Origin of the sequence: Azospirillum agricola (assembly GCF_017876095.1) — a bacterium.
Classification (GTDB): Bacteria; Pseudomonadota; Alphaproteobacteria; order Azospirillales; family Azospirillaceae; genus Azospirillum; species Azospirillum agricola.
This window is the reverse complement of sequence record NZ_JAGINM010000007.1, coordinates 62,187-77,623: the sequence shown is the minus strand read 5'-3', so window position 1 is coordinate 77,623 and position 15,437 is coordinate 62,187. Positions and strand designations below refer to the sequence as shown.

The following is a 15,437-nucleotide window of genomic DNA, read 5'->3' as shown; positions in this document are numbered from 1 at the left end:
GTTGAGCCTTCACACAAAGAGCCGACGCACCATGAAGCTGGCCAGCCTCTCCCGCTCCTTCCTCCGTTCGGCCACCGTCGCCGTCCTGGCCCTGACCGCGACGGCCTGCGCCAACCGGCCGGCCGACTCGGACGCCGCCTATGAGGTCAACGACCCCCTGGAAGTGCCGAACCGCTTCGTGTTCGCCGCCAACGAGGCCGTCGACGTGCTGGCCCTGCGCCCGGCGGCGGAGGTCTATGTCGGGCTGGTGCCGGATCCCGTCCGCGACGCGATCCACAACTTCATCGACAACCTGATGTCGCCGCTCTACATCGCCAACAACCTGCTTCAGGGCAATTTCGAGGGCGCGCAGTTCGCCACCGGCCGCTTCCTGACCAACACCGTGCTGGGCGCGGGCGGTCTCGCCGACGTGGCGACGGCGGCCGGCATCCCCGAGCGGCCCGAGGATTTCGGCCAGACCCTGGCGGTCTGGGGCGTCGGCGACGGCCCCTATCTGGTGCTACCGCTGCTCGGGCCGTCGAATCTGCGCGACGCCGCCGGCTATGGCGTCGACACCGTCGCCGACCCGGTCCGCATCTGGGCCTACGCCCATGACGGCCAGGGCCTGATGATGGCCCGCGCCGGCGTCAGCGCCGTCGACCGCCGGTCGGAGGTGCTCAAGTCGGTGGACGACCTGCGCCGCAATTCGCTCGACTTCTACGCCACGGTGCGCAGCCTGCACCAGCAGCAGCGCCGGGCGGACATCGCCAACAAGCCGGGCGGCGGTCCGGAATTCCCGGACTTCGGCACGGCCCCGAAGCCGTAAGGTCTCCCGACGGCGGCGCTCCACCGGGCGCCGCCGCCGCTGTTTCGGCGATCGCTTTTCCACCCTTGGCCAGAAGACCGTTGACAATGGCTCCCCAGCCGCCACTTTTGACCCTACCATGCTGACACGTCGCCTGTTTGTCGCGTGCGCGGCCCTGCTCGCGGTGAGCAGCTGGGCCGGGCGCCCCCTTCTCTCCCCCGCCTTCGCGCAAAACGCGGATCCGGGAGCCGGTGCGTTCATCCAGAAGCTGGGGAACGACGCCATCGCCACCTTCTCGGACAAGAGCACGCCGCGCGACCAGGCGCTGGTCAAGTTCCGGACTCTGCTCAACCAGGGCTTCGACGTTCCCTACATCGGGCGCTGGGTGCTGGGCCGCTACTGGAACCAGGCGACCGAGGCCCAGCAGGCCGAATACCAGAAGCTGTTCGAGCAGCTGATCGTCACGACCTACGCCGAGCGCTTCATCGAGTATTCGGGCGAGACCTTCCGCATCGCCGGCACCGCGCCGGAGGGCGAGACCGACACCATGGTCACGACCCAGATCGTCCGCCCCAACGGCCCGCCGATCAACGTGAGCTGGCGTGTCCGCAAGAAGGGCGCCGACTACAAGATCATCGACATGGTGGTGGAGAATGTCAGCATGGGCGTGACCCAGCGGCAGGAATTCGCCTCCGTCGTGCAGCAGAACGGCGGGAAGGTCGACGGGTTGATCCAGGCCCTTCGCCAGAAGGTCGGCCGGGCCGGCTGACCGCCGCAAGCCGCGCCGACACCGTGAAACCAAGACACTGTGAAACCAAGACACCGTGAAACCAAGGCCGCTCCCTCGGGAGCGGCCTTTTTCTTCGCCCCCGTCAGCCACGCTGCGGCGCCGGCACCGCCGGGGAGAACTCGGCGCCCGGCCGGGTTTCCGGCATGGCCAGCGCGAACAGCGCGAGCGCCACGCCGGCCACCGCCGCCAGGGTGAGGAACGCCGCGCTGTAGCCGGCGTGGACGACGACAAGACCGGCCACGCTGGTGCTCAGCGCGGCGCCGATGCCCTGCATGGTGGCGATGGCGCCCTGGCTGACGTTGAAGCGGCCGGTTCCCCGCGTCAGATCGGCGACCACGACCGGGAACAGCGCCCCGAACACCCCGGCCCCGATGCCGTCCAGGAGTTGCACGCCGACCAGCCAGTAGGGCGCGTCCGACAGGGTGTAGAGCACGCCGCGCAGGGGAAGGATCAGGAATCCGGCGAGGAAGATCGGCTTGCGTCCCCAGAGATCCGCCTTGGCGCCGACCAGCGCCGCGACCGGCACCATGACGAGCTGGGCCGCCACGATGCAGAGCGACATCAGCGTGGTGCCCAGGTTGCGGTCCTGGAGCGCCAGCTTCTGGCCGACCAGCGGCAGCATCGCCGCGTTGGCGAAGTGGAACAGCGAGGCGCAGGCGGCGAAGATCAGCAGCGGGCGGCAGGTCAGGATCACGCCCAGCCCGGACGGCTCGTCCCGCCCCTGCCCCGCTTCGCGGCGCTGCGCGGGGAACGCCTCGCCGTCCAGCCCACGCGCGACGTCGTGGTCGATGGCCCCGCCGTCGATCCTCGCGATGGCGACGATGCTGGCGATCGTCATCGCGGTCATCAGCCAGAACACGGCGATGGGACCGAACACGTAGGCGGCCAGGCCGGCCAGCGCGGCGGCCACGGCGTTGCCGGCGTGGTTGAAGGACTCGTTGCGTCCGATGCGCCGCGTAAAGGCACGCGGCCCGACCAGCCCCAGGCTGACGGCGGCGATGGCCGGCGGAAACAGGGCGCCGGCGGCGCCGGTGACGGCCTGCACGACCGCCACCAGCGAAAAGCCGGGCAGCAGGGGCAGCAGCAGCGATCCGCCGGTCACCAGCAGGGCGGCGCCCGCCATGACGGCCCGTTTCCACCGGGTGCGGTCGATCAGGGCGCCGGCCGGCATCTGCGCGACGATGCCCGCGATGCCGCCGATGGACATCACCACGCCGATGCTGGCCTCGTCCCAACGCTGGACGACCAGAAGGTAAATGGCGAGATAGGGGCCCAGCCCGTCGCGCACATCGGCCAGAAAGAAGTTGAGCCAATCCAGCGTCCGATGATGCGGACCTGCACCCATGATCATATCTCCGTTGGGGGAAGAGAAGCGGTCCCGACTGAACACGCCGGCCCGACGTTCGGCCAGCCCGGATCACACCCGAATCGCAAGGATGATCGGCCAGCCGCGAATCCGTGACGCGGAGGGGTGGAACGGCTATCTTGCTGTGTTGAGGCACTTGCCTTTCGTCATAGACGCAACCGGGACCACCGACGCCATGGCCGAACGCGATCCGAACGAGATCGAGGAGATCCGCAAGATCATCCTGGCCCATCAGGCGTGGCTGAAGCGGCCGGCCAGCGGCAAGCGCGCCGATCTCAGCTTCCGCGATCTGTCGCGGCTGAACCTGGAACGCGTGGCCCTGTCGGGGGCCAAGCTGGCCGGCGCCAACCTGTCCAACGCGCGCATGGTGAAGGCCGACCTGTCGCAGGCCGACCTGTTCGGCGCCGACATGGAGGGGGTCAACCTGTCCGCCGCCATGCTGGCCGGGGCCGACCTGCGCGGCGCCAACCTGCACAGGGCGCTTCTGACCGACGCCAATCTGCGCGGCGCCGATTTCCGCGCCGGCGAACTGCTGGACGACACCCAGAAGACCACGCGCGGCACCGGCACCACCCGGCTGACCGAGGCGAAAATGGAACGGTCGATCCTGGCCGGCGCCAATTTCGCCGGCTGCGACCTGACCGGGGCCGACCTGAACGACGCCGACCTGACCGGGGCGGAACTGACCTCGGCCGTGCTGATGGGCACCGATTTCGGCGGGGCGACGCTCGATGGCGCCACCTTCGGCAACACGGTGATGGACCAGGCGACGCTGACGCGGACCTACATCCCCTTCGCCCTGCCGCCCGACGCCATCGTCCAGCCCAACTACACCGCCATGCCGGTCGCCGAGTTCCTGGAACTGGTCGCCCGGCACGAGGCCTGGGTGGACAGCGGCGGAGCGGAAGGCGCGCGCCTTGACCTCGACCTCGTCTCGGTGGCGGGGGCCGACCTCAAGGGCCGGTCGCTGGCCGCCGCGCGGCTGCGCCGCTGCCGCCTGCCCGGCGCCCGCCTGACCAAGGCGAGCCTCGAAATGGCGGAGCTGTCCTACATCGACCTCGACGAATCCGATCTCAGCGGCGCGGTGCTGCGCGGGGCGACGCTGCGCCGCGCCTACCTGTCGCACGCGCTGCTGGTCGGCGCCGACGCCGGCCCGGCACAGTTGGCGGGCGGGCGGGCGTGGCCGACCAATTTCGACGGCGCCGATTTTTCCGACGCCGACCTGCGCGACGCCCGGATGGGCGAGGCGGTGGTGCGCGGGGCGGTCTTCACCAACGCGCTGATCGAGGGCAGCGGCATCGACGTCGCCGATAGCGTCACGCCCTTCCCTCCACCCCCGCTGGAGGAGCGGCGGCGCCAGAAGCGCTTCGTCCGTCCCGGACTGGTGGTTCACACCGAGCATGGGGTGTTTCCGACCCGCAACTGGTCGGTCGGCGGCCTGTGCCTGCTGGCGGTGGACCAGCCCTACCGCCGCGGCCAGACCTTCCAGGCCCGCGTGACGATGGCCGACCGGCAGGAGGTGACGGCGGTCGCCGATCTGCTCGTCCTCCACCGCGACGAGGAGCGCGGCCAGCTTTCGGTGCGCTTCCACCAGTATGGCGACGATCTGAAGGCGTTGCTGAAGGCGGCCTTTTTGGAACACCAGAAGCTGGCCGGCTGACCGCAGCCCCGGCACGGCGGGGCCGCCGAGTCCGGGAGAAAACGCATTCTTGTCCATTGCCTGCCGGATGGACAATCCAAAACACGAACATCCACCCCATGTTATGGCCATGCTATGATCGGCGAGGCCACTCCATCCGGTTGAACGGCAGACGGCGGGGGAAACGCATGGCGACCTTGAAGGAGTTCGAAGACGCCCTGAAGGCGGCGGGCAACACCGCGGCCCTGGCGATTCTGGAGACGCTGCGCGAGCGCGACCGCGCCACCCGGTCGGTCCGGCCGGCGCGCCGGCTGACCGGGCGCAAGATGACCCCGGAACTGGCGGCGGAAATCCTGTATTTCCATCGCAACACGGAAATGACCCAGCAGGAGATCGCCTTCCAGTTGGGCGTCAACCAGGGACGGGTGAACGAGGTCATCAAGCGGGGCAAATGGCTCGACGGCGACCCGGCCTCTCCCGAGGCCGTCGCCCGTGACAAGGCCCGCGACCGCGCCAGGAAGGGCGTCGGCGTCACGCCGAAACGGCCGGCGCCGAAGACAGCCGAACCGCGCAGACCGGCCGAGCCGCCTGTCCGCGATGCGGTTGCCAAGCCCGGAAAGCCGGAAAAAGGCAACCGAAGCCGAGCGGCGCGGCCATCGGGACAGTTGGCGCTCGACGGAATCTGAAGACCGCCGGTCGGCGACCGCATCCCCCATCCGCCCCGACACCGCAACGGTCCGGCCGCGAGGCCCGCGACGAACCGGCCTGTCCGCGCGATGGCACGCGAGAACGCGCAACCACACCCACAGAATGTCCGTCGCGAAATATTTCTCTTTAAAAACGAATGAAACGGGAGAGATAACTATCTTAGGATGCAAAAATCCTGTTGACCCGATCCAGCTATCTTTGGCGCCATGACCCTCCTCCGGTTGCCATTCCCGCATCACCGTCTCTTCCTTGCGATCAACAGGGCGGCCGGAAGCATGGAGGGAGAAGCATCTTGGCCGTCATCACTGGCGACGATTTCAACAATGTCCTGACCGGCACCGCCGAGGACGACACGCTGTACGGCTACGCGGGCAACGACACGCTGAACGGCGGTCCGGGGGCCGACACCCTGATCGGCGGAACGGGGGACGACGACTACATCGTCGACGACATCGGCGACGTGGTCGTCGAGGACACGGTGCCGGGCATCGACGAGGTGTTCACGTCGCTCAACGCCTACACCCTCGGCGCCATGGTCGAGAACGTCATCTTCACCGGCACCGGCAACTTCACCGGCCAGGGCAACGCCATCTCGAACTACCTGCAAGGCGGGGCCGGCAACGACACCCTGGACGGCGGCGCCTTCAGCGACACCATGTGGGGCATGGGCGGCGACGACGTCTACTTCGTCGACAACGACCGGGACATCGTGTGGGAGGATGCCGGCGGCGGCTACGACGAGATCCGCACCACCCTGTCGAGCCTGACGCTCGGCACCCACGACGTCGAGGCGCTGACCTTCATCGGCACCGGCAGCTTCGCCGGCACCGGGAACGCACTCGACAACCACCTGACGGGCGGGACCGGCGACGACACGCTCGACGGCGGCGACGGGCATGACCGGCTCGACGGCGGCCTCGGTGCCGACCTCCTGATCGGCGGGGCCGGACACGACGACTACATCGTCGACGACATCGGCGACGTGGTCGTCGAGGACGCGGTGCCGGGCATCGACGAGGTGTTCACCTCGCTGAACGCCTACAGCCTGAGCGACAACGTCGAGAATGTGATCTTCACCGGCACCGGCGATTTCACCGGCACCGGCAACGCCATCTCGAACTACCTGAAGGGCGGAGCCGGCAACGACACACTGGACGGCGGGGCCTTCAACGACAGCATGCAGGGCATGGGCGGCGACGACGTCTACATCGTCGACAACATCCTGGATCAGGTCTGGGAGAACGCGGGCAACGGCTACGACGAGATCCGCACCACCCTGTCGGGCCTGACGCTCGGCACCCACGACGTCGAGGCGCTGACCTTCATCGGCACCGGCAACTTCAGCGGCACCGGCAACACGCTCGACAACCGCCTGACGGGGGGAGCCGGCGACGACACCCTCGACGGCGGCGACGGTGACGACCGGCTCGACGGCGGGGCCGGCGTCAACCAACTCACCGGAGGGGCCGGCGCCGACCTGTACGTCTTCGGCCCGGCCGGCACGCAGACCGTCACCGACTTCGACGCGGCGGCCGACCGGATCGAGGTCCACGGCTTCGCCAGCGCCGGCGACGCCCTCGCCGCCATGCAGCAGGCCGGAAGCGACGTCCTGCTGGTTTCCGGAGCCTCGTCGCTGACCTTGTCCGGGGTGAATCTCGCCGCCCTGACGACGGCGAATCTGACGATCTTCGGGATGTAGAAAGACCGACGGCCCCTCCCCCGCATCCGGGAGAGGGGCCGTCGGACACCGATCGGAAACGGATCAGCTACGGACCAGCGGCTTGTACTTGATGCGGTGCGGCTGGTCGGCCTCGGCGCCCAGGCGGCGCTTCTTGTCCGCCTCGTAATCCTGGAAGTTGCCCTCGAACCATTCGACGTGGCTGTCGCCCTCGAAGGCCAGGATGTGGGTGGCGATGCGGTCGAGGAACCAGCGATCGTGGCTGATGACCACGGCGCAGCCGGCGAAGCCCTCCAGCGCGTCTTCCAGGGCGCGCAGCGTGTCGACGTCGAGATCGTTGGTCGGTTCGTCGAGCAGCAGGACGTTGGCGCCGGACTTCAGCATCTTGGCGAGGTGGACGCGGTTGCGCTCACCGCCCGACAGCTGGCCGACCTTCTTCTGCTGGTCGGGGCCCCGGAAGTTGAAGCTGGAGACGTAGGCGCGGCTCGGCATCGTCTTCTTGCCCAGCTCGACCAGATCCAGCCCGTCGGAGATCTCCTCCCACACCGTCTTCTTCGGGTTCAGCGAATCACGGCTCTGATCGACGTAGCCGAGCTTCACCGTGTCGCCGACGCGGAAGGTGCCGGCGTCCGGCCCCTCCTGCCCGGTGATCATGCGGAACAGCGTGGTCTTGCCGGCGCCGTTCGGGCCGATGACGCCGACGATGCCGCCCGGCGGCAGCCGGAAGGACAGGCCGTCGATCAGCAGGCGGTCGTTGAAGCCCTTGTTGATGTTCTCGGCCTCGATGACCACGTTGCCCAGGCGCGGCGGCACCGGGATGACGATCTTGGTCTCGCCGGCCTGCTCCTTGCCGCTCTCGGCCAGCAGCGTCTCGTAGGCGGAGATGCGGGCCTTGCTCTTGGCCTGGCGGGCGCGCGGCGACTGGCGGATCCATTCCAGCTCGGTGGCGAGCTGCTTCTGGCGCGACTCCTCCTGGCGGCCTTCCTGCTCCAGGCGCTTCTGCTTCTGCTCCAGCCAGGACGAATAGTTGCCCTCGTAGGGGATCCCCGACCCGCGGTCGAGCTCGAGGATCCAGCCGGTGACGTTGTCGAGGAAGTAGCGGTCGTGGGTGACGAGGACGACGGTGCCCTTGTAGTCCTCCAGGTGCTTCTGGAGCCACGCCACGGACTCGGCGTCGAGGTGGTTGGTCGGCTCGTCGAGCAGCAGCAGGTCGGGCTTTTCCAGCAGCAGCTTGCACAGCGCGACGCGGCGCTTCTCGCCGCCCGACAGCTTCTCGACGCTGGAATCGCCGGGCGGGCAGCGCAGGGCGTCCATGGCGATCTCGACCGTGCGGTCCAGATCCCAGGCGTCGGCGTGGTCGATCTTCTCCTGAAGGTCGGCCTGCTCGGTCAGCAACGCGTCGAAATCGGCGTCCGGGTCGGCCATCAGGTTCGACACTTCGTTGAAGCGGTCGATCAGGGCCTTGGTGTCGGCCAGCGCCTCCAGGACGTTCTCCTGGACGGTCTTGGTCGGGTCGAGCTGCGGCTCCTGCGGCAGGTAGCCGACCTTGGCGCCCTCGGCCGACCAGGCCTCGCCCGAATAATCCTTGTCCAGCCCGGCCATGATCTTCAGCAGCGTCGACTTGCCGGCGCCGTTGACGCCGAGCACGCCGATCTTCACCCCCGGCAGGAACGAGAGCCAGACATTGTCGAGGGTCTTCTTGCCGCCAGGATAGACCTTGGTCAGACCCTTCATGACATAAACATACTGATAGGACGCCATGCGCCGCTCCGACCTTCCCGGGTAAGAAAAAAAGCGCCGCCGGGCGGCGCCACTTCGCTGAGAGCAGGTTTTAGCGCATAAGGACGCCCGACGAAACCATGTTGAAACCGGGAATAGGGGGAGGGTGCCGTTGGTCGAGATTTACGTGGACGCCGACGCCTGTCCGGTGAAGGCCGAGATCTACAAGGTCGCCGGCCGCACCGGCTGCAAGGTGTGGATCGTCGCCAACAGCCCGCTGCGGCTGCCGACCGAGTGCGTGTCGGAGCTGGTGGTGGTCAGCGACGGCTTCGACGCCGCCGACCATTGGATCGCCGAGCGGGCGGGTCCGGGCGACGTCGTCGTGACCGCCGACATCCAGCTCGCCGACCGCTGCGTGAAGCGCGACGCGGTGGTGATCGGCCCGACCGGGCGGCCCTTCACGGCGGACAGCATCGGCTCGGCTCTGGCGACCCGCGCGCTGATGCAGGATCTGCGCGACATGGGCGTGGTCGGCGGCGGCAACGCCCCGATGAGCCAGCGCGACAAGTCGCAGTTCCTCCAGACCCTCGACCAGGCCGTCCAGGCGCTGAAGGCCGGCCGGCGGCCGAGGTTCCGCTGAGAGGGTTTCGCTGAATGCGGAAAGGCCCGGCTGCGGCAGCCGGGCCTTCAACGCGCATCAGCCGGAACGGGCGGGGATCACTCCCAGCCGGCGACCTTCTCGCAGGCCTTGCGGGCCTCCGGGTTGGCCTTCTCCCACTGGGTGATGGTCCGCGTCTCGTTGTTGTCCATCTTGTCGTTCATGCAGACGCAGTACTTGTTGACGATCGCCTCCGACACCTTGGCGTCGGCGTTGTCCTTCAGGCACTGCGCCACCCACTTGGCGTTGTCGTCGGCGCGGACCACGCCGCTGGCGAGCGTCATGCAGACCACGGCCAAGGATACGGCAACAAACTTCATCGGAGCCTCCGGAGTTTCCCACGGCGCCACGGGAGTGTCGCGCCGTACCGTTGACCGGCGTTCCGAAGTCTAGGCGCGATAATCTGCCGCGCTCAACGGCGAGCGTGAGCGCGGCCATTCACCCGCGATCAGACCCGCACCACCTTGCCGGGGTTCAGCAGGTTGTGCGGGTCGAGGGCCAGCTTCACCTCGCCCATCACCGCGTAGGCGTCGCCGGCCTCCTGCTCCAGGAAGGCCATCTTGCCATAGCCGATGCCGTGCTCGCCGGTGCAGGTGCCGCCCATCGCCAGCGCGCGGGCGACCATCCGGTCGTTCAGGCGCTGGGCCTCGGCCATCTCCTCCGGCTTGTCGGGGTCGATGACGTAGACGAGGTGGAAGTTGCCGTCGCCGACATGGCCGACCATCGGGGCCAGCATGTTGGATTCCGCCAGATCCTTCTTGGTCTCCAGGATGCAGTCGGCCAGCCGCGAGATCGGCACGCAGACGTCGGTCGGCCAGCCCTTCGAGCCCGGCCGCAGGGCGAGCGCCGCGTAATAGCCGTCATGCCGGGCCTGCCACAGCCTGGAGCGGTCCTCCGGACGGGTCGCCCAGGCGAACTCCATCCCGCCATGGTCCGACGCGATGGCGGCGGCCATCTCCGCCTGCTCCTTGACGCCGGCCTCGGTGCCGTGGAACTCGAAGAACAGCGTCGGGGCGACGGCGTAGTCGAGCTTGGAATATTTGTTCACCGCGTCCATCTGCACCTCGTCGAGCAGTTCGATGCGGGCGATGGGAATGCCGGACTGGATGGTCTGGATGACGGTGTTCACGGCACCATGGATGTCGGTGAAGGCGCAGACCGCCGACGAGATCGCCTCGGGGATGCCGTAGAGCTTCAGCGTCACCTCGGTGATGATGCCGAGCGTCCCTTCCGAGCCGACGAACAGCCGGGTCAGGTCGTAGCCGGCCGCCGACTTGCGCGCCCGGCCGCCGGTCTTGATGATCCGCCCGTCGGCCAGCACCACGGTCAGCCCCAGGACATTCTCGCGCATGGTGCCGTAGCGCACCGCGTTGGTGCCGCTGGCCCGCGTCGCCGTCATGCCGCCGAGCGAGGCGTCGGCGCCGGGATCGATGGGGAAGAACAGGCCGGTGTCGCGCAGATGCTCGTTCAGCCGCTTGCGGGTCACGCCGGCCTGGACGGTGACGTCGAGATCCTCCGGGCTGACGCGCAGGATCCGGTCCATGCCCGACAGGTCGATGGTGATGCCGCCGGCCAGCGCCGCGATGCCGCCCTCCAGCGAGGTGCCGGTGCCGAAGGGGATGATCGGCAGCTTGTGCTTCGCGCAGATCCTGACGATCGCGCTGACCTCCTCCGTGGACTGGGCGAAGGCGACCCCGTCCGGCGGGAAGGCGGCGTGGTAGGACTCGTCCTTGCCGTGATGCGCGCGCACCGGACCGGAGGTGCTGAACCGCTCGCCGAGCAGCGCCGTCAACTCCGCCCGCGCCTCCTCGGTAAGGGCGGCGCGCGGCTGGGTGGTGGCAATGGCGGTCATGGGCTTCGGCCTCCCCGATCGATGGCTCATTCGTATGACCAAGGGAAGCTACTAAGCCCGGCAAGCGCTTGGCAAGACGGGCAAAATGCAGGGGTGGGATGCCGCCGCGGCGGCGGCGCATACGAAGGTGGGCTCCAATTGACTCGAGGCGGGTTGCCGGGCGATGATGACACAACCCTGCGGAGAGCATCGATGGCCGAACCGACACTGACCGACGTCATGAACGCCATCCTCGACCTCGGCCGTCACTTCAACGAACGGCTGGACAGGACCGAAGAACGGTTGGACATACGGATCGACAGGCTGGATACGCGGATCGACAAGCTGGATGCACGGATCGACAGGCTGGATACGCGGATCGACGCCTTGCAGTCCGAAGTGAAGGAAGGCTTCAGCAAGGTCCATTCCGACCTGCGGGTGCTCGACGCCCGGCTGGACGAGCAGCGCCAGACCTTGAACGCCCTGATCCCCACCCGGATCGCCGCCATCCCTCCCGCGGCCGAGTAGCCGGCAGGCCGGAGCGGCCCGAAGGCCGCTCCCCGCCCCGCCTCACGCCTCGTCCTTCTCCCCATAGCCGCCGCCGCCCGGCGTCTCGATCACCAGCGCGTCGCCCGGCCGCACCGCCGTGTGGTCCTGCGGGGCCAACTCCTGCACGCCGCCGTCCGCCCGCTGGATCCAGGTGCGGCCCAGCGCGCCGTCCGCCCCGCCCTTCAGGCCGAAGGGCGCCACCCGGCGGTGGTTGGCGAGGATGGCGGCGGTCATCGGCTCCAGGAAGCGCAGCCGGCGCACCACCCCGTCGCCGCCGCGCCAGCGCCCCGCCCCGCCCGATCCGCGCCGGATGCGGAAGCTCTCGACCAGCACCGGGAAGCGCCATTCCAGCACCTCCGGATCGGTCAGGCGCGAGTTGGTCATGTGGGTCTGCACCGCGTCCGTGCCGTCGAAGCCGTCGCCGGCCCCCGAGCCGCCGCACACCGTCTCGTAATACTGGTGCCGCTCGTTGCCGAAGGTGGTGTTGTTCATGGTGCCCTGGGCCGACGCCATCACCCCCAGCGCGCCGAACAGCGCGTCGACGATGCACTGGCTGGTCTCGACGTTGCCGGCGACCACAGCGGCCGGCGCCTTGGGCGCCAGCATGCTGCCCTCGGGGATGATGATCTCGATGGGGCGCAGGCAGCCCTCGTTCATCGGGATGTCGTCGTCGACCAGCGTGCGGAAGACATAGAGCACCGCCGCCCGGCACACCGCCGACGGGGCGTTGAAGTTGTTGGCGAGCTGCGCGCTGGTCCCGGTGAAATCGACCTTGGCCGACCGGCTCTCGCGGTCGATCGACACCGCCAGCCGGATGACCGCGCCGTTGTCGAGCAGGACCGAGAAGGAGCCGTCGCCCAGAACGCCGATGGCGCGGCGGACCTGTTCCTCGGCGTTGTCCTGGACATGGCGCATGTAGGCGGTGACGGTGGCCAGCCCGTGGGTGCGGACGATGCGGTGAAGCTCGCGCGCGCCCTGCTCGTTGGCGGCGATCTGCGCCTTGAGGTCGCCGATGTTCTGCGCCGGGTTGCGCGCCGGGTGCGGGCCGGCGGACAGCAGCTCCAGCAGCTCGGCCTCGCGGAAGCGGCCGCCCCCCGCCCCGATCTCCACCAGCGGCACGCAGTCGAGCAGCACGCCCTCGTCGGCGATGGTGGTGCTGTCCGGCGGCATCGAGCCGGGGGTGACGCCGCCGACGTCGGCGTGATGCCCGCGCGAGGCGACGAAGAACAGCGGCTCGCGCCCCGCCTCGTCGAACACCGGGGAGACGACGGTGATGTCCGGCAGGTGGGTCCCGCCATGGTAGGGGTCGTTGAGCGCGAAGACCTCGCCAGGGACGAAGCTCCCGCCACGCCGCTCGACCACCGCGCGGACGCTCTCGCCCATCGAGCCGAGATGCACCGGCATGTGCGGCGCGTTGGCGATCAGCCCGCCCTCGCGGTCGAACAGGGCGCAGGAGAAGTCGAGCCGCTCCTTGATGTTCACCGAGCGGGCGGTCTTCTCCAGCGTCACGCCCATGCGCTCGGCGATCGCCATGAACAGGTTGTTGAAGACCTCCAGCGTCACCGGATCCACCCTGGTCCCGGCGGCGAGGCGCTGGCTCGCCGGCTCCAGCCGGGTCAGCACCAGATGGTTCCTGCGGGTGACTTCGGCCATCCAGCCGGGTTCGACCACCGTGGTGGCCACCGCCTCGGCGAGGATGGCCGGACCGACGATGCGGTTGCCGGGCTGGAGCTGGGCGCGGTCGTAGAGCGGCGCCTCGCGGTCCCGGCCGGCGCTGTGCAGCGTGACGGTGGCGAGCCGGCGCGGCAGCACGCCGGTCGGGCCGCCGAGCTCGGGATCCTCCACCACGTCGGTCAGGCCGACCGCCTCCAGCGTCACCGACTCCACCTCCAGCGCGGTGCCGGGGGTGAGGAAGCCGTAGCGCTGGCGGTGCGCCTCGGCGAAGGCGGCGGCCATGGCGATGCGCGAGCCGAAGGGCACCGCCAGCGCGGTGTCCGACCCCGACGCCTTGATGTGGACGCGGCGGTTGACGGTCTGGCGCTCCGCCGGGATGCCCTGGCGGGTCAGCTCGGCCCGCCCCTCGGTGTCGAGGTCGGTGAAGAGGATGGTCAGCCGGTCGACCACCGCGTCGCTCAGCGGTCCCTCGACCGCGCGCTCGCGGATGGCGACGGTGTCGGCCAGCCCGATGCCGTAGGCCGACAGCACGCCGGCCTGCGGGTGCAGGAACACCCGCGTCATGCCCAGCGCGTCGGCGACGGCGCAGACATGCTGCCCGGCCGCCCCGCCGAAGCCGTTCAGCGTGTAATGGGTGACGTCGTGCCCGCGTTCCACCGAGATCTTCTTGATGGCGTTGGCCATGTTGTCGACGGCGACGCGCAGGAAGCCCTCGGCCACCTGCTTGGGCGTCATCGCGGTGCCGAGCGTGGCGTTGACGGTCGCCGCCAGCTCCGTGAACTTCGCCGTCACCACCGCGGCGTCGAGCGGCTGGTCGCCGTCGGGCCCGAAGACCTGCGGGAAGAAGCGCGGCTGGAGCTTGCCGACCATCACGTTGCAGTCGGTGACGGTCAGCGGGCCGCCGCGCCGGTAGCAGGCCGGGCCGGGGTTGGCGCCGGCGCTGTCCGGCCCGACGCGGAAGCGGGTGCCGTCGAAGACGCAGAGCGAGCCGCCGCCGGCCGCCACCGTGTGGATGTGCATCATCGGCGCGCGCACCCGCACCCCGGCGACCACCGTGTCGAAGGCCCGCTCATACTCCCCGGCGTAGTGCGACACGTCGGTCGAGGTGCCGCCCATGTCGAAGCCGATGACCTTGTCGAAGCCGGCCATCCGCGCGGTGCGCACCGCCCCGACCACGCCGCCCGCCGGCCCCGACAGGATGGCGTCCTTGCCCTGGAAGCGCCGGGCGTCGGTCAGCCCGCCGTTGGACTGCATGAACATCAGCGGCACGCCGTTCAACTCGCCGGCCACCTTGTCCACGTAGCGGCGCAGGATCGGCGAGAGGTAGGCGTCGGCCACCGTGGTGTCGCCGCGCCCGACCAGCTTCATCAGCGGGCTGACCAGATGGCTGACCGACACCTGGGTGAAGCCGACGGCGCGGGCCAGCGAGGCGACCTGCCGCTCGTGCTCGGGATAGCGGTAGCCGTGCATCAGCACCACGGCGGCGGCGCGGAAGCCCAGCCGGTAGGCCTCCTCCAGCCCACGGCGGACGGCGTGCAGGTCGACCGGCTTCAGCACGCGGCCGTCGGCCATCACCCGCTCCGGCGCCTCGACCACGCGGGTGTGGAGCTGCTCGGGAAGGACGATGCGGCGGGCGAAGATCTTCGGGCGTGCCTGGTGCCCGATGCGGAGCTGGTCGCCGAACCCCTCCGTCACCACCAGCACGGTCGGTTCGCCCTTGCGCTCCAGCAGGGCGTTGGTGGCGACGGTCGTGCCCATCTTGACCGCCTCGACCGCCTCGACCGGGACCGGCTCGCCCGGCTTCAGCCCGAGCAGGTCGCGGATGCCCTGGACGGCGGCGTCGGCGTAGCGCTCCGGATTGTCGGACAGCAGCTTGTGGGTGACGACCGCACCGTCCGGGCGGCGCGCCACGATGTCGGTGAAGGTGCCCCCACGGTCGATCCAGAACTGCCAGCGGCCGATTCCACCGCCCTCGCCGTCCCGGCCCTTTCCGCCGCCGTCCATCGTCCCGTCCATGCTTCGCACCCACGCTCTCCCCGCG

General features: G+C 69.3%; 12 protein-coding genes. 7 read left to right on the top strand and 5 right to left on the bottom strand.

Going from position 1 to position 15,437, the window contains the following annotated elements:
• Nucleotides 1-31 precede the first annotated feature (31 nt).
• Together J2847_RS12035 and J2847_RS12030 are read left to right on the top strand one after the other, a co-directional pair.
• Nucleotides 32-805, top strand: coding sequence for an MlaA family lipoprotein (locus J2847_RS12035; protein WP_209779212.1), 774 nt, complete (start codon nucleotides 32-34; stop codon nucleotides 803-805).
• 118 nt (nucleotides 806-923) lie between these two features.
• Nucleotides 924-1,553: an MlaC/ttg2D family ABC transporter substrate-binding protein gene (locus J2847_RS12030; protein ID WP_209779211.1), complete on the top strand. Its 630-nt coding sequence runs from the start codon at nucleotides 924-926 to the stop codon at nucleotides 1,551-1,553.
• Between the two features lie 103 nt (nucleotides 1,554-1,656).
• Here J2847_RS12030 and J2847_RS12025 read toward each other — a convergent pair whose 3' ends face one another.
• Complete coding sequence (locus tag J2847_RS12025; RefSeq protein WP_233474476.1) at nucleotides 1,657-2,919, bottom strand: MFS transporter; 1,263 nt, start codon at nucleotides 2,917-2,919, stop codon at nucleotides 1,657-1,659.
• Between the two features lie 196 nt (nucleotides 2,920-3,115).
• Here J2847_RS12025 and J2847_RS12020 point away from each other — a divergent pair, with 196 nt between their 5' ends.
• The 3 genes from J2847_RS12020 (at nucleotide 3,116) to J2847_RS12010 (ending at nucleotide 6,986) form a co-directional block, all read left to right on the top strand.
• Nucleotides 3,116-4,600, top strand: a complete 1,485-nt coding sequence (locus J2847_RS12020) for a pentapeptide repeat-containing protein (RefSeq protein WP_209779209.1) — start codon at nucleotides 3,116-3,118, stop codon at nucleotides 4,598-4,600.
• Nucleotides 4,601-4,767: 167 nt separating this feature from the next.
• Complete coding sequence (locus J2847_RS12015; protein WP_233474475.1) at nucleotides 4,768-5,265, top strand: hypothetical protein; 498 nt, start codon at nucleotides 4,768-4,770, stop codon at nucleotides 5,263-5,265.
• 314 nt (nucleotides 5,266-5,579) lie between these two features.
• Complete coding sequence (locus J2847_RS12010; RefSeq protein WP_209779208.1) at nucleotides 5,580-6,986, top strand: calcium-binding protein; 1,407 nt, start codon at nucleotides 5,580-5,582, stop codon at nucleotides 6,984-6,986.
• 63 nt (nucleotides 6,987-7,049) lie between these two features.
• On the opposite strand, the gene ettA is transcribed toward J2847_RS12010, so the two are convergent.
• Entirely contained in the window at nucleotides 7,050-8,726 is a 1,677-nt protein-coding gene (gene ettA, locus J2847_RS12005; protein ID WP_209779207.1) for an energy-dependent translational throttle protein EttA, read from the bottom strand.
• 130 nt (nucleotides 8,727-8,856) lie between these two features.
• On the opposite strand from ettA, the gene J2847_RS12000 reads away from it, so the two are divergent.
• Nucleotides 8,857-9,324 (top strand): YaiI/YqxD family protein, encoded by a 468-nt coding sequence (locus J2847_RS12000; protein WP_209779206.1) that lies wholly within the window; start codon nucleotides 8,857-8,859, stop codon nucleotides 9,322-9,324.
• Between the two features lie 77 nt (nucleotides 9,325-9,401).
• Here the strand turns inward: J2847_RS12000 and J2847_RS11995 are convergent, their stop codons facing one another.
• Nucleotides 9,402-9,662 (bottom strand): hypothetical protein, encoded by a 261-nt coding sequence (locus J2847_RS11995; RefSeq protein WP_209779205.1) that lies wholly within the window; start codon nucleotides 9,660-9,662, stop codon nucleotides 9,402-9,404.
• Nucleotides 9,663-9,790: 128 nt separating this feature from the next.
• Nucleotides 9,791-11,194 carry an FAD-binding oxidoreductase gene (locus J2847_RS11990; protein WP_209779204.1) on the bottom strand — a complete coding sequence of 468 codons (1,404 nt, stop codon included), beginning with the start codon at nucleotides 11,192-11,194 and terminating at the stop codon, nucleotides 9,791-9,793.
• A gap of 192 nt (nucleotides 11,195-11,386) precedes the next feature.
• Here J2847_RS11990 and J2847_RS11985 point away from each other — a divergent pair, with 192 nt between their 5' ends.
• Nucleotides 11,387-11,701 carry a hypothetical protein gene (locus J2847_RS11985; RefSeq protein WP_209779203.1) on the top strand — a complete coding sequence of 105 codons (315 nt, stop codon included), beginning with the start codon at nucleotides 11,387-11,389 and terminating at the stop codon, nucleotides 11,699-11,701.
• 42 nt (nucleotides 11,702-11,743) lie between these two features.
• Here J2847_RS11985 and J2847_RS11980 read toward each other — a convergent pair whose 3' ends face one another.
• Nucleotides 11,744-15,412 (bottom strand): hydantoinase B/oxoprolinase family protein, encoded by a 3,669-nt coding sequence (locus tag J2847_RS11980; protein WP_233474494.1) that lies wholly within the window; start codon nucleotides 15,410-15,412, stop codon nucleotides 11,744-11,746.
• Nucleotides 15,413-15,437: the final 25 nt, after the last annotated feature.